The 18,820-nt window shown below is 51.5% G+C and carries 15 protein-coding genes and 1 riboswitch; of the genes, 11 read left to right on the top strand and 4 right to left on the bottom strand.

All coding sequences use genetic code 11. The features are described from left to right. Positions 1-67: 67 nt before the first annotated feature. The 3 genes from AB5062_RS04450 to AB5062_RS04440 are packed head-to-tail and all read right to left on the bottom strand — an operon-like array spanning position 68 to position 5,017. Complete coding sequence (locus tag AB5062_RS04450; protein ID WP_004303979.1) at positions 68-2,194, bottom strand: hypothetical protein; 2,127 nt, start codon at positions 2,192-2,194, stop codon at positions 68-70. A 1-nt stretch (position 2,195) separates the two neighbouring features. Then, positions 2,196-4,004 (bottom strand): PKD-like domain-containing protein, encoded by a 1,809-nt coding sequence (locus tag AB5062_RS04445; protein ID WP_004293581.1) that lies wholly within the window; start codon positions 4,002-4,004, stop codon positions 2,196-2,198. 53 nt (positions 4,005-4,057) lie between these two features. Beyond that, positions 4,058-5,017, bottom strand: coding sequence for a DUF4465 domain-containing protein (locus AB5062_RS04440; RefSeq protein WP_004293580.1), 960 nt, complete (start codon positions 5,015-5,017; stop codon positions 4,058-4,060). 156 nt (positions 5,018-5,173) lie between these two features. Then, positions 5,174-5,362, bottom strand: a riboswitch (cobalamin riboswitch). 91 nt (positions 5,363-5,453) lie between these two features. Here AB5062_RS04440 and AB5062_RS04435 point away from each other — a divergent pair. The 10 genes from AB5062_RS04435 (at position 5,454) to AB5062_RS04390 (ending at position 17,242) form a co-directional block, all read left to right on the top strand. Beyond that, positions 5,454-10,223 (top strand): hypothetical protein, encoded by a 4,770-nt coding sequence (locus AB5062_RS04435; RefSeq protein ID WP_004293579.1) that lies wholly within the window; start codon positions 5,454-5,456, stop codon positions 10,221-10,223. Between the two features lie 51 nt (positions 10,224-10,274). Next, positions 10,275-10,562, top strand: coding sequence for a hypothetical protein (locus tag AB5062_RS04430; protein WP_004293578.1), 288 nt, complete (start codon positions 10,275-10,277; stop codon positions 10,560-10,562). A 5-nt stretch (positions 10,563-10,567) separates the two neighbouring features. Beyond that, complete coding sequence (locus tag AB5062_RS04425) at positions 10,568-10,891, top strand: hypothetical protein (RefSeq protein ID WP_004293577.1); 324 nt, start codon at positions 10,568-10,570, stop codon at positions 10,889-10,891. Between the two features lie 110 nt (positions 10,892-11,001). Next, on the top strand, positions 11,002-11,679 hold the full coding sequence (locus tag AB5062_RS04420; RefSeq protein WP_004293576.1) for a hypothetical protein: 678 nt from the start codon (positions 11,002-11,004) through the stop codon (positions 11,677-11,679). After that, on the top strand, positions 11,672-12,604 hold the full coding sequence (locus tag AB5062_RS04415) for a hypothetical protein (RefSeq protein ID WP_004293575.1): 933 nt from the start codon (positions 11,672-11,674) through the stop codon (positions 12,602-12,604). The genes AB5062_RS04420 and AB5062_RS04415 overlap by 8 nt, the downstream gene beginning before the upstream one ends. Next, entirely contained in the window at positions 12,601-13,494 is an 894-nt protein-coding gene (locus AB5062_RS04410) for a hypothetical protein (RefSeq protein WP_004293574.1), read from the top strand. Before AB5062_RS04415 ends, AB5062_RS04410 begins: the two co-directional genes overlap by 4 nt. After that, positions 13,484-14,044, top strand: a complete 561-nt coding sequence (locus tag AB5062_RS04405) for a hypothetical protein (RefSeq protein WP_117974423.1) — start codon at positions 13,484-13,486, stop codon at positions 14,042-14,044. The genes AB5062_RS04410 and AB5062_RS04405 overlap by 11 nt, the downstream gene beginning before the upstream one ends. Positions 14,045-14,050: 6 nt before the next feature. Then, the gene (locus AB5062_RS04400; RefSeq protein ID WP_117974425.1) at positions 14,051-16,633 is read left to right on the top strand and encodes a hypothetical protein; all 2,583 of its coding nucleotides are present in this window, start codon (positions 14,051-14,053) and stop codon (positions 16,631-16,633) included. Between the two features lie 2 nt (positions 16,634-16,635). Then, positions 16,636-16,848 (top strand): hypothetical protein, encoded by a 213-nt coding sequence (locus AB5062_RS04395; protein ID WP_191835317.1) that lies wholly within the window; start codon positions 16,636-16,638, stop codon positions 16,846-16,848. Between the two features lie 34 nt (positions 16,849-16,882). Beyond that, entirely contained in the window at positions 16,883-17,242 is a 360-nt protein-coding gene (locus AB5062_RS04390; RefSeq protein WP_224241394.1) for a hypothetical protein, read from the top strand. A 108-nt stretch (positions 17,243-17,350) separates the two neighbouring features. Here the strand turns inward: AB5062_RS04390 and AB5062_RS04385 are convergent, their stop codons facing one another. Beyond that, the gene (locus AB5062_RS04385) at positions 17,351-17,509 is read right to left on the bottom strand and encodes a hypothetical protein (protein ID WP_008672739.1); all 159 of its coding nucleotides are present in this window, start codon (positions 17,507-17,509) and stop codon (positions 17,351-17,353) included. 14 nt (positions 17,510-17,523) lie between these two features. Between AB5062_RS04385 and AB5062_RS04380 the strand changes: the two genes are divergently transcribed. Further along, positions 17,524-18,783, top strand: coding sequence for a hypothetical protein (locus tag AB5062_RS04380; protein ID WP_004293566.1), 1,260 nt, complete (start codon positions 17,524-17,526; stop codon positions 18,781-18,783). Positions 18,784-18,820: the final 37 nt, after the last annotated feature.

Raw genomic sequence — 18,820 nt, 5'->3', positions numbered from 1 at the left:
TTGTTATAAACGGGAAAGAGTACCGGTCTTTCGGCCAGTACCCTGTTCCCTTGTAAAATAATGGGTGTTACTGCTGGGTATAGCGACCGGCTTGCATATCCTCGTAGGTGGGGTTATAACCGCAATTGGTTACAAGCCAGTCTTCTTTCTTGATTTGCTCTTCTTCTACAAAAGATTTGAAGAACGTATAATCAACAAACCGTGTCAACCGGATAAATCGAACTCCTGAGAGTTTTGTTAAAGTTGGCATATTGAAAGTCGTAAGCGATGCTGCATTTGCAGCACAAAGTGTTCCATCAATGGCCTGCAATTTGGGGCATGAAATAGTTTTTACGGCACGAACAGTCATACCAACACCCCCGACATGTTCCAATGACGGAAATGTAAAATCTTTATTTGATGCCATAAAATCTAAAGAACCATATAAAATATTATTAATCACCCCTTCTTTGATATATTGAGGATTGCTTGAACAACCGACTGACTTTAAATTCGTAAAATCATAATCATAGTTAGAAACAGCGTTCAGATTACCGATAATACATAACTGACCTCCGACAATTTCCAATTTCGGGAACGAGATATTGTTTGCCATTGTAGTTTCGATGCTTAAATATCCATCTACACTTACCAAGTTAGGGGCTGAAACGCCTTTTTTTGAACCTCTTATAATTTCCATATTCCCGTAAACTCGTTCAAATTGGAATACAGGATCTGTTGTCATATTGCTAGAATACTTAAAATTCTTAATACTCTTAAAATTCAATTCTGGATCTATTCCAACACTTGAACCGGTAATACCGCTCGGAGCTAGAAACATGCTAACTTGCGACATATCCTCTTTTGTGATAATTTTTGAGAATATAGTCCCGTCTGTAATAGAAATTAAAGGTTCGTTATCCTCAAAAGGTACAAAATTTACTTTGCTCAAATCTAAAATTCGATCAGAACACTCCAATAAACGCAGCAAGGTCAGTCCTCCGAGTTGTTCTAATTTACTCCAATCCGGCAATTTTTTCAAGACTTGGAATTTAGATATTGTCAATGTGCCTTTAACAATCGACAAGTTAGACAGTCCATCTATTTCTTGTAATTTATTATTTCCCGTAGATGTAAAAGCATCGGACGCAATATAACTGGAAACGAGATTAAGGTCGCCGTTTACTACCGATAATTCCGGCAATGAAAGGGTCTCCAACGGAATCGGTATAGAAGCAAAATCCACACTTCCAACTTCTTGTAATTTCGGAAATTCCAAAGAAATCATTTTGCCTAAATTATTAACCCCTAAGCGACCGTTTACTTTTGTCAATTCAGGAATTCTCAAAGATGTGATTTCTCCTCCTGGTTCTCCGTCACTTGTCAGACACTGGAGATCAAAATCCTTTACGACAGTGGTTAATTTAGGGAATTCAAAACTTTGTAGAGATGAAGTCCTGAATATTATATTTCCATCAATCGTTTCAAGGTTGTCGAATTGCACATATGCTACTTGATTGTTGCAGACAACGATGTCGCCAGTAATATGCTGCAAAGATCTCATACTGACCATCTGCAATTTACTGTTGGTCGCAAAGGCAGTTTCAGTTCCTATTTGCAAACCTCCAATTGAAGTGATATTATCAAGTCCCGTAAGATCTTGTCCAACATAACTTTTCCGAATGATGATGTTTCCTTCGACTTCCTTCAATATTTTTAATGCGGCGATATCCGACAATTCTTCTGCATCCTCAGCATCCGACCCGATAATCAAATCACCTTTGATAACCGTTACGTCCGTATCAATGAAAGCCGTAACATCCGCTGTTGTCTTCAATTCCACATCCCCTTCATAGCGAATCTCGTCTTTAATGACTTTATATGTATAATCATTCGCTTCTCCATTGTAAGAGGTTACACGAAACGTTCGTTCCGTATCCCAGTCAGTAATGCTTGCCGGATCGGGAATAATTGTTGCCGAGGATGTGTATTTGAATTCGACTTGAGCATTATTTAACGAAACAGTATATGGAACTGTTATGGTAATTATATTGTCAATTATTTCCGCTGTATAGGATTGACTTGCCACAGTCATCACGACTGATGTGATAAAATTGTCATCGGCATCAGCAGGACTTTCTGGAGTCTGATTATCTTCTGAACATGATAAAAAAAGAAATGGGGCAATGAATAGTAAAAGCCAAAACTGTCTCATATTATTGATTATTAGTTATTGATAAGTCTTCAAATGAAAATACTTCTGTGGATATCTCTCCAAGCCAACCACTTTTCGATAATACTCCACACTGAACTTTGATAAAGTCTATATATTGCAATTTTACTGGAGTCCCGTCATGATATATTGCATTGGCTATTTTGAATCCGTTGCGCTGACCGCTACCATCAATGACATTTCCTCCTACCAGATTATCTGAACCCATATTATCCACATACCCCCACTCATAAGCGTTATTCGCCCAATATCCTGTAACGGGATCTTGATTGTTGCGAGGAGTCAGACGCGTCCCATATAATGTATAGCTATCTTCTTTAATCCAATTGGGATAATAATATTCTTGGCCATGGTATGCATTCATATCGACAGAACCTGAATTACCTTCACTATCTACCCACGGAGTATGTGCTCTGGGTGCAGGTCTATAGTAAGTTACTTCGTAGTCTTGTATTGTACCATCGATGCCGGTTTCAGATCCTTTTAATTCATACCATTCATCGTCTGGCTGGCCATTGCCATTTATATCTTGCATTACCCAAACAATGCCCGGCTCATTTGAGCCACCGCTCGAACTGTTAAAAGCATTTCCTTGTATTGCAAAATCGTATTCTCGGCCACTCGGAGCAATACTATGGTCAAAACCGATGATGATATAACCACCGAAAGATCCCAGTGAAACATGCGCTTTTTTGTTCAATCGTTTCGTTGCATACTCTATGGCTTGTTGGGGCGTCGTTTCATTTCCTATAAATCCGGTATTTTGGGATAACTCATTAATAAACTGTCCGGGAGCAGGAATGAATTCATAAACCTTATCCCAAATACCTGAACTTGTCGCTGTCGCTTGCCGATAGCGTTCTTGTTCCGTTTTTTCTTCACAAATAACCTTAACTGTCGTTGTAATTGAAGTATTACTACGTGTTATGTTACGTGAAAGTGGCTGTGTGTTGGGCATTTTTTCTGTAACAGTAACAGCAACGAAATATTCTCCAGGAGTCGTCGGCGTGAATTTAAAAACCCTGTCGGTAGCGGCTTCCATAATTTTTCCATTGACCTGCCATTGATACTGTGGATAATCGAAATATTCCAGCAAAGGCCGCAAATATACAGGACGCCCTGCAAAAGTATAACGATCCGTAGAAGTTTGTGTATAGGATGGTGTCGGAAACCGTACGGAATAAGGCATTGTTTCCACAACTTCTACGTCGAAATCACGGATTGTTTCTCCGTCTATATTGGATGCCCGGATTGTTATCGAATATGTACCGAGTTCTTTTTCGTGAAACGTATATGCTTTTTCTGTTCCGACGATTTCTCCATCGCGTACCCATTCAATTCTAAAATTTTCAAGATCGTCATGTTGAATATCTGGAGATAAAATATAATCCGTGTTTTGAGGCACTTTTAATCCTTTAGAGGGGATTATGATTGAAATTGTAGGTGGAGTTAACTCCAATACTTCTACTTTTAACTCTTCTTCCGCATAACCCTCTGGTGTATCAACTCGCAATTTGATATATAGATGTTGTTCCTGATTCCATGTATACTTCAATATTGATTCAGATGAAAGAAGTTTTCCATCTACTGTCCATGCATAAAGTGCATTATTCGCATATTTATATGTCGGGGCAATTGTCAGTTCACGCCCAACTTTGATAGTGTAAATGCCAGTCTCACTATCGAGTTCAATTATAGGAGCTTGTTTTATTTCTTCAGTAATTACATCGTTCTTATTACAGCTTGTAATAAAAAACAAAAGTACAAGAATACTAAATATGAAAGCCTTCATAATAAAAAGGGCATAGAACTGAAATCAGTTCTATGCCAAACTATATTAAATTGTTATTCTATTGTAACGTCGTCTATACAAAGATACGCCGGAGTATTGAGTCCATATATAGGATCGACATCAGATCCTTCAAAATTGAATTTTACACTTTGCACATCCGCTACATTAATATCCCAATATGTCCATGTAGTTACGGGGGACACTGTTGGTTTATCATATCGGTAGTCGGCCAACAATTTCGATACAGTGGTGATCAAATTTCCATCTACGTCATAACATTCGATGTTGACTTGGAAATATCCTATATTGTTGCCGTCAGAATCTTTCAGATTACTCAACGGTGTTGCAACACCCGATGTTCCGAACTGATTACCATTTATAATCACACCATAGGTATATGCTGTGTTACAATACCATAAACCCTTGAATTTGCGAGGGGAGTCAAAATAGAATTCAGGTTTGGCCATCCACTCCGTATTTCCGAAATCAGAGTAGCCGTATACAACAGCAAAATTGGAACCGCTGTGACCTGCCCCTGTATTGGCCCCATCTGTGGATGCTGTATTATAGACACTACATTGATTCTCCCAAGTATACCACCAATTAGTTCCAGAAGTCTTGCCGGCAGCAGAATCAGAACGATAATTGTATTTCGACAACGCAATGGCACCACTGGAAAATTCAGTATACGCTCCATAAGAATTGGTTACAGTATTCATGTCGGAGACAAACACAAAATCGGGATCGTATATTTCCCTGATTTGGTTCTCTGCAGTATATCCATAAAGCGTGTAGTAGTTCTCTGCTTTAGGCGAAACCGCCATGAATGTTTCATCGAAGTCATCGAATGTAATGGTTGTAGTGCCATCATCATTAAAGTTGGCTCGGGTTTCGGGAGTTACTGAATCAGTTTGAGGATTCATCAAAAAGTCATCGTCTGAATTACAGCCGGTGAACAGGGCGGTTGCCGTCAACAGGAAAGCTCCCGCCAGAAAGCGTAAATTTCTTTTCATAGCTTACTTGTTTTTTAATAAAACATATTTTTAACAAACACAAAAAATCCCGTTCGCGCAGGTTTACACGAACGGGATTATGTTTGTCTTCAAATATGAGAATGACTCCTACGGCATTCCGTATCTGATCGCAACCCGATTTTCTCCCGCGGGTGTAAATCCTTTTCCGGTCATGGCAGGTCTTCTGACTCGTCCCAGTCGTCGCGCCTTCCCAGCATTACACCAGTGGCAGGTTGCGGCAACCTTGAGGGGACTTACAGCAGCGGGTACTGTCCCGGATTCTCACCGGATTCCCTTTTCATCCGTGGCGGCGAACCGCCCGGAACCATTTCCAATTACAAAAATACAAATATTTTTTATAATAATATCATTTACACGAAAAAAAATCCGCAACCTGCCGGAATCATTCCGCACTATACTTTCAGAAAAAGGTTTCATGGCAAAGATTCTCATCGCCCGGGGACAGGCGACCATCTATGTCCAGAAGGACGGGTATACCATAACCCAGTCTTTGGGTGAATACGTGTTCCCCGCGGATGACACGGGGAAGATTCTCTCGTCCGTCACTCTCACCTCGACCGTACGGGTGATGTGCGGGGACGAGGAACTCACGGCCTTTACCATCGGTGCGGTGGGTAAGCCGGCGGGATTCTCATCCGTTACCGTCAATAACGGCACGAAGACCTTAACCTACGTTATCACCGCCGGTACGACGACCCTCGCCGACCACGGAACAATAGATATTCCCGTGACAATTTCCGGTATTGTCTATCATCTGTCGTTCGTCTGGTCGAAAGCCAAGGCGGGTATCCCGGGCAAGGACGGGGTCGATGCCGACATGCTCGACTGGGTCAAGGAGTGGAATACGGGTAAGACGCTCATCAACGGCAACACGGTCATCACCCCCAAACTCTTTGCGGGCACGAAAAACAGCGACGGCACCGTCTCCGGGATAGCCATAGGCTCGTTTACACTCAATACGAAGACCTCCTCGGGAACGATCGCCGCAGAGGCGGTAAACGGCATCTATGGATTTAGGGATGGCTACAAAACCTTCTATGTAGATAACGGCGGTAACGCCCAGTTGGGTTATGGCGACCAGTATGTCAGGTATAACGCCACGACAGGCAAGGTCGAGTTCGGCAGCGGAGTGAGTCTGAACTGGGTCGGTGCGACCTACATCGACAAGGACGGCGTCTTTACCGGAACACTCTCGGCCGATACGATTAAGACGATTTCCATCAGTGCTTCCCAGATCACATCGGGGATTATCGCTGCGGCACGCATCGACACGGCGGCGTTGAAAGCCTCCTTGATTACCGCCGGAAACATCGAAGCTCTGACCTTGAACGTTACAAAAGGGAAAATCGGCGGCTGGACGGTGGATGCCGACTCCCTTTACCGGGGTACGAAGAACAACACTGTGGGGAGCTGCACCTCTGCCGCAGGTAGCATTACGCTCGGCTCGAACGGTATCCGGGGCTATAAATGGCGGCTGGATGCCTCGGGAGCCGGAGCGGTCGCGGGCGGCAACATCGCGTGGGACGCTTCGGGCAACGTCACGTTCGCCTCGACGGTCAGTGCCTTGTGGACGGCACCTATCGGCTCCCTCACCACGGCTTTGGGCGGCAGCGGCTATCCCAAGCTGACGAAGATCACGGCCGACGGAATCTATACCGGCAGTATCACCGCCTCGCAGATTACCGCAGGAACCATCTCCGCCGACCGCATAGCGGCAGGCAGTATAGCGGCCTCGAAGCTCGATGCCGCCAGCATCAGGTCCTCCATCATCAACACGGACTATATCAACGGCCTGAGCTGTACCTTCACCAAAGGAAAAATCGGCGGCTGGATGATCGGGGCTTCGGCCCTCACTGCCACGCATATCTCGATAGACAGCGGCAACAGACGCATCGCGGTGTACGGGGCCAATTCGGGTGTCGCTAGCGGGCAGCGGGTGCAGCTCTACTACAACAGCGACACGGACTTCGGGCTCTATACCACGGACAGTGCAGGGTACTGCGTGGCACAGCTGGGTTCGAGCAACAGCATAGCCGGCTGGACGATCGACACGACTTCCATTCGCAAGGGCAACGTGTCGCTGGGCAGCGACGGCTCGATCATCAACTCCACGAAATGGAAACTGAACAACGACGGTTCGGGGCAGATCGCCTCGGGCAACATTGCATGGGACACTGCCGGGAACGTTACGTTCGGGGCTTCCGTATCGCTGCAATGGAAGAACGACATCGAAGCGGCCAAGGTTACGAACTTCGGCTATCGATATTACAAGAAACTCATCATCAACGGCGACGAAGCGACCTATTATCCAGTCGTTTTCAAAGGTGGCGACCAGAACATCAAACGTACCATTCTCGTCCGTCGGGGATATGCCGAGCAGGCTCCGGTCTCGTGGAACACATCCACGCACAAAGGAGGTCTGATCGTACTTATCAAAACCAACTTCGGCGGTTGGGGTGGCATTGCCTATTCATGGGATATCTATGACCTTTCCGAGACCTACTGCCGGATGTTCGCCGGGGCGCAGCTGTGCGGCAACTACTGCATGTTCGCCGTCTTCCTGCGTGGCGGCGGCGATACGGGTGCCGTGTACCACCTCTACTCCGACCAGCCGATAGAGAGCAGCAGTTATAGTCCTTCGCCGATTCCGGCAGCTCCGCAAATCGCTTACGGCAACGACCTTATCTTCCAGAGCGGTTCCACACAAGCCTATGCCCCCGCGCCGCGCACCCTCACGGCTGCCGTCGAGGAGGAGATCCGCCGCCATCGGTTCATTGCTCTGGCGCAAAGCACGGACAGCACGCTTGCGGCGCACCCGCTGACCTATATCGGCTCGACAGGGATTTACACGGGCACCCTTACCGCGGCGCAGGTCAACGCCGTGGCGATCGATGCCGGCAGTATCAAGACGGGAACACTTTCGGCAGACCGTATCGCCGCGGGCAGCATCAGCGCCTCGAAACTCGATGCCGTGGGTATCAAGTCGTCCATTATCAATACCGATTACATCAACGGTCTCAGCTGCACGTTCACGAAGGGCAAGATCGGCGGTTTCTCCATCGGCAGTGACAACATGACCATAGGGAACGTCGGAGCTGTGGGTGCCATCCCGTTGCAAATCCGTTCCGCCTCCACGGGCAGCGGTTACTGGTACACGGGAGCCTACAAGCCGCTGGGTATATGCCTTACGTGGTATCAGAGCAGCAATGCAGGGCATATCGTCCTCGGGCAGGTGGCGGCATCCGGCAACAGTGTCAAGACCGGATTCATAGGTCTTCAGATGATGTCATGGGACAATCTGGAATACTTCTGCCTCTCGGTGAACTATACCAAAAGCGGCAGCAAGGAGGTATACAACCGTATCGCGGGGTGGGCCTTCGACCACAACCATATCTGGAAAAACAACATCTCGCTGGGCAGCGACGGATCTATCGCCAACTCCACGAAATGGAGTCTGAACAACGACGGGTCTGGGCACATAGCCTCGGGTAATATCTCATGGAATGCCGCCGGCACGGTTACCTTTGCCGCATCCGTATCCGCCCAGTGGACTACGGGCATCACGACGGCGCAGGAACTCGCTTCGGCCATGGCGTTCGGGAAGATGCTCTACCGCGACCCGACTTTCTGGAACGGAAACAACGGTGTCGTGGTTTACAACAACTCCCAGAACGGTATGGTGACCGTTACCCGGCAGCAGGATGCCACGGCACCCAATGACAGCAAGTATGTCCTGAAAATCCAGACCAGCGGCAGTGCCAGCCCTCGCAACGGAGGCTTCTATTTCGGGGCGAAATGCGGTTACCGCAAGGTGCTCGTCGCCCGCATTATCGCCAAGATCCCCGCCGGCAGAAATCTCTGTTGGGCGACGAACAGCGTCGGCACGGGAGGTTCGCACCGGTGGCTTACGTCGAACGCCGGCACGGGCGACTGGAAAGAATACGTCTACAAGGTCGTGTGCGGCACCGCCGATTTTTCCAGCACCCATTTCTTCTACGTGGACGGCACGCAGGGGACTTCCGATACGCCTGTCATCTGGTATGTGGCCTATGCCACGGTCTTCGACCTTACCTCCACGGAGAAATACACGACCACCATCGATGCCAACGGCATTTACACGGGAACCGTACGCGCCAACCAGATTATCGTGGATTCCGCCCTGACTGTCGGAGGGAGCAGCTATAACGGCAGCATCTCCGTCAAGGATGCGAACAATAGCGTAAAGGTCACGCTGGACAGGAACGGTATCACGGCCGTGAGCGGCAAGATCGGCGGCTGGATTCTCGGAACAAGCGCCCTGACCGCTTCGGCTCCGGCCTCGGGGCACCGCATCGTTATGGGGGCTTCAGGATATATTTACCACGACAACCCTTCCACCGGAGTAAACTATTGGGCGCTGAACACGGACGGTTCCGCCACGTTCGGGTGCGGGAAAATCTCCTTTGCCAATGACGGATCGGGTTATCTGGCCAACCAGAATATCAAATGGGACGCCTCGGGAAATGTCACGATGACGGGCACCATCAACGCCAATGCCGGCACCATCGGGGGATTCGTCATCGGTCAGGGGCGCATCGGCTCGACGGCGACAGGAACCGGCTCAGGCGGCGGCCTTGCCATCTACGACGACCTGTTCCGCGTGGGGGACACCATTTCGTATGTCCTGTTCGGCAGCAACACCATACCGGCATCCGCCGGCGGATCATGTGCCACCGGACGTATTGTGAACAACAAGGTGAACAGCATCTTTAATAACAACTACGGGCTTTATATCGATGTCAAAAACGGTAACCGTAACTACGGAATATGGTCCAATGCCTCTGTTATAGCCCCTGCCTGCATCGGCAACAAGATCAAGAATGTCTATTTCACAGGCAGCGGTTACACGATCGATTTCTCGCAGTTCAACATCTTTTTCGTTTATGCCAACCAGAAGTACAGCGTGACCCTGCCGTCGGCATCGTCCGTGGCCACCATGTTCGGTTACTCGACTCTGCCGTCGGACTTCGCCTGCATATTTACCCTAATTTACAACTACAACTGGGGGAATAGCCTTGTATTCACCAATATCCGTAACCACAACGGGGATCTTGCCAGTTACACGTTAGCCAAGGGAGACTCCATTACGGTATTGTGCGCCAATTACCCCTCGTTCCATTACCAGATATTAAATCACTCTTATTAAAAACTTTTCTGCTGGGAATATCCCTACACTTAATAAAAACAGAAGCGAATTATGAACATCACCAACGTAACGGTAACCAAGGTTGCCGAAGAGAGCACGGAGAATGCCGACTACCAGTTGGAATATTCCATCGTCAATGACGCGCTGACCCGCGTCCACGCCTCCATCCGCAAGAAGGATACGGATGGCTCGGGGAACGCTCCGCAGATAGGTATCATCTACATGGAACAAGGCGTTATTTCATGCAACATTCCTATGGGAGAGCCGCTTGCACCCCTGTTTCATGATTTCGATACCATGATCGACGAAATAAAAAAGAGTAACGTACAAAATGCATAAATAATATGGAACTGTCAGTCAAAGACCGCCTTTACCTGCCGTCCTTTTTGCCGGCACGGGGCAACTTCAAGGACTTCAACCTCAAAAAAGAGATTCTGCGCAAGATCGCCATTCCGGACGAGGAGCGCAAAGCCATCGGTCTTCACGAGAATGCCGAGGACAAGCGCATCGAATGGGATGTGGAGAAGGAGAAACCGCTTGCCGTGGAGTTCTCGGGGGACGAGATGGAGTATCTCCGGAAAGCCTGCGAACGCATCTCGGACGAGGAGCTTCCGGACGATATGTGGGCTACCGTGTCGCGCATCTACGATTTCATTCAGGAGAAGTAAACCATCCTTTCTTTCTGCCGCTACTCTTTTGAAAAGAGTGCCCGGTCGTACTCTGATGTATGGTCGGGCTTTTTGTTGAAGTATCGTTCATGGCAAGACAGGACATAACAATGGACGCCGAATACGGTGAGGTGGAGACTTCCGGCAATATCGCCGGCAAGAGTTTCTACGACTTCCGCCTGCTCGATGCCGTCGCGGGTGCGGACAACGACACCTTCCGCTACGGAGAGATTACCGTCCCCGTCGGCTTCGTGTACACGTATAACGACGGCAAAGGGTTCCATGTCAGGATTCCCTATACGCCCGACATGCGCCGCCTGACGGTCCGTCTGGTTATGGAAAGCGGTTCGGGCGGCACGGAGTACCTGAGAAATCCTGCGACGGGCAAACATTGGTTTCCCGTCGTGGCGGAGACGGAAGCCGGCACGGCCGATATCGCCCTGGCCGCATTTTTCTCCCTCAATGAGAAGGGAGTCTACAACCTGCTGTCACGGGACGGTTACCTTGCCGTGTACAGCGGCTCAGAGACCGACTTCGAAATAGGAGCCGCCAAAGCCCAGAACGAGACGTTTCTGCTGAAAGCTTCAGCCGGAAATCTCTACCAACATTCTACGACAGGTGTCGGCCTCGTCGACTACCTGCATTCGAGTCTGGAAAACAACGGTCTTGCCGCCAAACTGCAGTCGGAATTCCTGTCGGACAAGGTCGTCATCAAGAATGCCTATATGGATTCTGCCACGGGAGAGCTGCTTTTAGAAACCGAGGAAAAGGAGGAGAACGATGGGTAAGTACAGGGTCGTAGCCGGACAGAATATCTACGATGTGGCCCTGTACCTGTACGGCAGCATCGAGGGAGTCGTGGATTTGCTCATCAACAACCCCGATCTCTCCTTCGCCACGACATTGACTGCCGGCCGGGAACTTGTCTACACGGACGATTTCGTTATCCGCGCCGATGTAGTCGCCTATAACGGGTTGCACGGCATCGTCCCCGCTAACGGTGAACGGCATGTCTATCCCAAAACGTTCACCTTGCCGCTTGCTGTCGTCCTCACGCTCGCTGCCGGGATCATCACCGTGCAGTGTGCCGTTTCCGGTGCGGGACAGCTGGAAATCGACTGGGGCGACAACAGCGACACCGAGACCGTCCTCCTCGCGGACACGCCGCAGCTGCTCACCCATACCTTCGACAACAAAGTCAGGGACAGGCGTCGTATCCGTTGGTTTACCGATGCCTGCTTCCGGAGTATCGACTGGAGCGGGCTCAAACCGCGGTCGTTGGTACTGGTGCAGACACTGCCGGTGGAGGAGCTGACGCTCACGCACGCCACACTCTCCTTGGAGAGCCTGCGGCTGCTTTCCGGAACCTACAGCCTGAACCTGTCGAATTGCGCGTTGGCCGATCTTGCACCGCTTGCCGAATGCCGGGAACTGATGACACTCGACCTCTCCGCCGCCCGACTGAAACCGACAGTCATAGATCATTACCTGACAACCCTTGTGGAACATTACGGCGACCGACGGAATTGCACGGTCATTTTACCTACAGCCCCGACGGGAACCTATCGGGAGCCGGACCGGGATACCGAAACGGGGCGCTACCGTATCGCCTCGGGCATGGAAGCCGTATGGGTCATCCTGCACGAGGAGGCCTGGAATGAGGGTGGCGCGTGGAAATTCATTATCGACGATATAACCTATACAGTGGAATGAGCCGGACGATTAAGGAGATATACAATGAAGCCGTGCAGGAACGCAACCGGCGGCTGGAACTGACGGAGTTCGCCAGCGACTCGAAGCTGTCTGTCATGAACGGTATCCTATGGACCGTAGCCGCTGTCATCTACAGTTTCGAGACGCTGCTTGATGTCTTCGCGGTGGATATCTCGGAAGCCATCAACAACCGGATCAACGGCACGCCGGACTACTACGCCAATGCGCTGCTGCAATACCAGCAGGGCGACGAGCTGACCGTCCGCGAGGACGGACTGGCTTTCGGGTATGCCCAGGTCGATGAGACCAAACGCATCATTACGCAGGTCTCCTATGTGGAGAGCACGGACGACAGCAACCTCGACAGCAAGCTGGTACTGAAAATCGCTACCGGCACGAAAGGACATCTGGAAGCTATTCCCGCCGAGGAGCTGGTGCCCATCAATGCCTATATCGGCAAGCTGAAATTCGCCGGCACACGCATCGAGGTCATCTCGACCAAAGGCGACGTGCTGGTGCCGCGTCTTACGGTCTTCTACGATGGTGCCGTTCCCGAGGCGGAGATGTACGACAGCATCGAGACCCGTATCCGGGACTACATTATGGGCATCGACTTCGACGCTGCGGTCTATGTCTCCCGCCTGACGGATGCCATACGCCGTGCCGAACACGTTACAGACGTCTATATCGACGAGACGGCAATCCCCGAGCAGGGCGTGTTTATTGCTTGCCACGATACGGACGGGCAAATCCAGCCCCTGCAACGTGTCGGCCGCATGACATACACCGCCTCGGGCTACCTGAAAGAGTCCTCGCGCAAGGACGAGGAGTCGGAACTGCCGACCTTCCGGGAAGCCATCACGCTCAAAGTCGAAAACCATGAGATATAAGCTGCCCATAGACCGTTCGGTGAACCGGCTCGTGCCGCACTACCTGTCGGGACGGCGGTTCATCCTCTTCGTGCAGAGCTGCCTCTATCCCTTGCAAAGCCTGAACGAACGGTTCCGTACGTTTGCACGGGAACGGCATATCGAGGCGCGCATGACCTCGCAGGTCATCTACTTCGAGTGGTATTTGAACTACAAATTCGGAAAGTACCTCAAAGACGACAGAGACCGTATCTTCATCCGGGAGAGCGAAAGCATCGGCGTGGATCTTTACCACGAGTATGCCCAGTACCAGCGGCCCTGTACCGTATGGTATAACGGTGAGGAGATCACGGCCACGGACGAGGCGGAACTTCCGCGTCCGTTTTACCGGCTCGCCGAAGAGAAACCAATCAACAAGGTCAGTTTCATGGTCTGCGTGCCGCCGGTCGCGATACCCGCGAGGGAGTTCGTCTACATGCTGTCGTACGTGGTGAACCGTTATAAGATTGCAGGCAAGACCTATCTGATAAAAATCGATAGTGAAGAATATGAACCCAATCACAATGCATAGAATAAGATGAAAGAATATGTAGCCGAAACCGGCGGACGTTATACCTATTCGGACGACATCCTGAACTTGCAGGAGCTTACCCTGAGCCTGAGTGCCATCTTCGACGGCTGCTCGGACTTCATCATCTCCGGATGCGAGATCGAGGGTCCCCGCGTCTCCCCGGGTTATGTCTGGCTCGGCGGAAAGGTACGCCGTTTCGACGGCTGCGCCGATGCTGTCTATCCCTATTATATATACGAAATCAACCGGCATGAATCGGTGGTCTACGCCAATGAGGTCAACAAGCGCGGGCGTACCTGTTATCTCTGTGCCGGAGCCAAGGCTGTCCCGGATACGGTCGATCCGGTTACTGACAAACTGCCGGCGGCCATCGAGGTGACGGAGAGCTATGCACCCCGGTTCATCGACAAGTTCTTCGGCCGCTATGCTGTCCTGCTCGATACACCTTTTGCCCGGCAGACCGTCAAGAAGGATCTGGTGCTGGCCGGAACGTTCACCGGGCAGAAAGAAATCAGCTCCAAGACCGCCGTCTCCGTCAGCGGCGGGAACGGCTACATGCTCAAAGGCATCGTCAAGGCGGACGGCCATGCCGCCATCGGTGCCTACCTGCACGGTCTGCTTGTCAACGAGATTGTCATCCGGACGGACGGCACGTTCAGTTTCATGAAACAAGGCAAGGAACTGGCCAGGGTTACGGAAGACGGCATATCCTGCGGTACTTCGCTGAATGAAAACGCCCGGATCGGGGCTGTCCGCATCAAGGGATACGACATCTATAACACCTCGGATGTGACGGATGAGGGTTGTATCCGTATCAATTACCACGGCACGGAGGGCGGCGGAACAAAATACCGTGACTTTGCCGTGCATGACGGAAAAGCCTGCACCACACCTGTTTTGAAAGTCATCGGGCGTACCGCCACCCTGCAGGTCGGCGGACTGCTCTCCCTGCAAAGCACCGGACGGGGTATCGATATTCAGAATACCGCCTATACGAAAGACAATGCCAGGCTGACAAACCTGATTACCTGGCGCGACAGTGCCGCCGCGCTGCTCGCCACCGTCGGCTTCGACACCGCTGACAGTTTCCGTTTTGCGCTGAGGAACGCTCTGGGCGACATCGTGCTTGCCCCTTTGGGAGCGGTGGATGTGCTCGGTACGCTTAAAATCAACGGAAAATCCGTGTCCGACACCTATGTGACCGTCAGGGCCTTTACGGAGGCGATGGGAAAGAAAGTGGATGTGGTAGAAGGCAAACAGCTCTCTACCGAAGACTTCACGACCGAATACAGGAAGAAACTGGCGGCTATCACTACCGGAGAACTGACGGAGGGCGACGAAGGTTATGTCACATCGGGAACCGTCGCGGCGGCTTTGAAAATGAAACTCTCCGCCGACGGGAACCTTTCCGATGTCATGGACAAGGCTGCCGCCCGGAAGAATATCGATGTCTATTCCAAAGCGGAAGCCGGGGAGGTATTTCTGGAAATCTCCGAAGGATTGAAGGAGCTGGTGCGCCTGACGGCGGACGAGATCAGCGGGCTGACGGCAGAGGAAGCCGCCGAACTGAAAGCAAAGCGGCAGGCGGCCGTCAGGGATACCCTCGATGCCGAAAAGAAAGGTACCGGGGAGCTGAAACTGGCCAAGACCTCGAACCTGTCCGACCTTCCGGACAAGGGCAAGGCACGCAAGAACCTCGAAGTCTATTCCACGGCCGAGATAGACCGGATGATGGACGGCAAGCTCGGGACTGACTCCGCTTACGAGGGCATTGTCTTCACACCCGAACTCAGGGACAAACTGCTGGAAATCAAGACCGGTTCGTTCGCCTACATAGATGAAGGCGGCATTTCGCACGCACAGGTCGAGGGATACGTGATGACCTCGCAGGTTGTCAGGGAACTCAAGAAAAAGGCGGAACGGCTGATGGGCGGCTACAACGCTTCCGAAAAGGATACCATCGCCACCAACCTGAACCTGTATACCAAGGCCGGGGCGGACGCCCGCTTCGCCGCGCTTGAAAACCTGTTCCAGGATTACATCGACTTTTTGACCGGGCAAGGAAAATCCCCCATGGAAGCCCGGCAGCTCCTGCGGAACAAGTTGGACGTGCTGTCCAAAGACGAAATCGTCAAGGACTACCTGCGCAAGGACGGCAAACTTTCCGACCTGTCCTTGCCGACAGCGGAGGCGAAACGGCAGGCCTGCCGCGCTATCGGAGCCGCCTATGCGGAAGAATACCAGCCCCTGCTGGCGGATACGGGATGGATGCACATGGAGAACAGCGGCTCGGGAACAGATACCCAGGGGCTGTTTATCCGCCAGATCGGGAATATCGTGTCCATACAGGGGTATATCAATACCGCACGCAGGGACGGCAGCAACTGGGGCGGCATCGTTGCCGTCATCCCGAACAAGATACAGCCCCCGAGATACAGCGTGCGCTGCAGCGCCGCTGACTGGAACGATGACCACAAGTACAACCGGGGCTCCTCGTTCACCATCTACGGCGGTTCGCGCAGGATACAGCTTTACGAGCGCGGTATGTACAATGTCAATGTAGAACTCAACTTCACCTATTTTGTATAGTCATGAAACATAAACTCAATGTAAACGGCGATATTGAAAGCCGCCGGAGGATTGCGGAGCGCAGGAACGTTCCCGTCCGTGAAACCGTACAGCAAACCATTCAACCGCAACATCATGAAACAGAAGAAAATCAGGCGGCAGCCGCAGAAGAAACCGTCTCCCCGGCAGCAGAAGCCCCGAAAGCGAGAAGACGGAAGACCGCAGGGGACGCTTAAGCGCTTTCCTTTCGACGAGACACGGATAGGCTTCATGCTCCGGTATGAGATGCCGGTAGTCTATCATCTGCTCCGCAGGTTATGCGCCACGCAGCAGCCCTTCGAGCCGGACTGGCAGGTCATACGGTCGGTGGCGGAGGCATCGAAAGACCCTTCCTGCGGCAAGGCGAAGTTCCGCCGCTACCTGGACGAGTACCGCCGGGACGGGGTCTATTGCCGGCGCGGGAAACGGCTCACGCCGGAGCGCAAAGCCTACTATGAAGGCATATGCCGCCGCAAGAGAGAAGAGTATATCCGCCGGAACCGCAGGAGGCTGCTTGCCGAAGCGCGGAACGCGCCGGGCGGCGACAGACTGCTCGGGGAGATTAAAAGCATTCTTAAAATGAAACGGTAATGCGCTGAAGGACAATGCCGGTGAGAAACATTCATGTACATGTATGGCTGTTCCGGGTAATTTGCCTAATTTTGTATTCCACGGTCGCTGCAAGACCTTTCCATATTGTCAAATGAGTATCCTCTTTCGGGATACGGTCAGCGAGACATCCTCTCCCAATTTTATCAGTTGAACGCGGACGGTGCAACCGAACCCGTCCGTCCTGTTACCAGTTTCTTTGCGATGCGGGTATACCGTGTCGCATTCTTCGGGCATTTTTAAATCCATAAAACAAAGCGTTTATGCAAGAAGAAGAAAAGAACAACGGCATGGAAGGCATGTCTGTCGAGGAAATGTTCCTCGGCGTTCAGGAATCTTATCAGGAGGCACAGTTGCGTGCCCAGGAGGAGAACAGGGCGTTCGCCCGTACGGAGTTCTTCCGCATGGACAAGTTCGGGACTTACCGTCTCCGTATCCTGCCCATCGCTCCCAATCCGGACGGCTCGCCGACACGTCCGGGCTATGAGTATCCCGTCCACCAGCTGCTTCTGGAGCTGGAGAAACCCGCTACGGGGAACAAGCCCCAGAAGATGTATGTCACTGTCACCCGCGCTACCGATGCCGGATATAGCGTTGATCCCATCGAGACTTACCGCCGCATGGCCGTCGAAGCCGCAAAAGAGGACGGGGACGACAAACTGGCGGAAAAGATTGCCGGGGGCTCGTTCGGAGGCGGTCTGAAATACAGTTACGGCCACTGTCTCTATGTATTCGACCTGGGTGAACGAGCCAAAGGCGTGCAGATGATGACCCTTTCCCATGCCCAGTTCAAGGATCTGGATGAGAGGAAGTTCAAGCTGTGGAGCAAGAAACTGGCCAAGAATCCGTCTTACCCGTGCCCGATTTCCTCGGTGTATGACGCCTATCCGGTGGAGATTGAAAAGCGCAAGAACGGAGCCAAGACCGAGTATGTCATTTCCATTGACAACGAATCGGAACCGGTACCGTTGACCAAGGAGGAGCTGACCGCCCTGATGGGTGCGCCGCGTATCCCGGAAATCATCTACCGCTACACCCGTTATCATCTGGGAGCCACCGTCGAGTTCCTCAAACAGTGCGACGGTATCTACGGCATGTCGCTCATGGAGACGGATGAAATGAAGACGGTCATCGACACGCTGGACGGTGAACTGCCCAAGGAGGATATATCCGCGTTCTCGTTCGACCGCCGTACGAAAGATAACAGAGAAAACGGGCGTGAAGGTGGAGGCATCTCGCTGGACGACCTTTTCGAACGTTATGACGAGCTTCAGCGGCAGGAACTCGGTGAGAAGACCGAGGAAGGCCAGGAGCTGCGTGCGATGATCCGCGGCTACATCGAGCAGGAAGGGCTCTCCGTGCGTGTTACACGCTCCACGAGCAACCGGGAACTACTCGACCTGATCGAAAGCGAGATGGAGGGTCCGAAGCCCAGTGACGAACCGGAGGATGTCCCCGGGGAGGAAGAAGAGCAGCCGGAGGAAACGGAAGAGCGTGCCGGGCGTCCCCGCCACCGCAGATAAGCCTTTCACAAGTTCTTGAATTCTAATCCGACGGGAG

The sequence above is a fragment of the Phocaeicola sp. RTP21359st1_B8_RTP21360_211022 genome, from assembly GCF_040911965.1.
Taxonomy (GTDB): Bacteria; Bacteroidota; Bacteroidia; order Bacteroidales; family Bacteroidaceae; genus Phocaeicola; species Phocaeicola vulgatus.
Note: the sequence above shows the minus strand (reverse complement) of the source record. Positions and strands in the feature narration are given on the sequence as shown.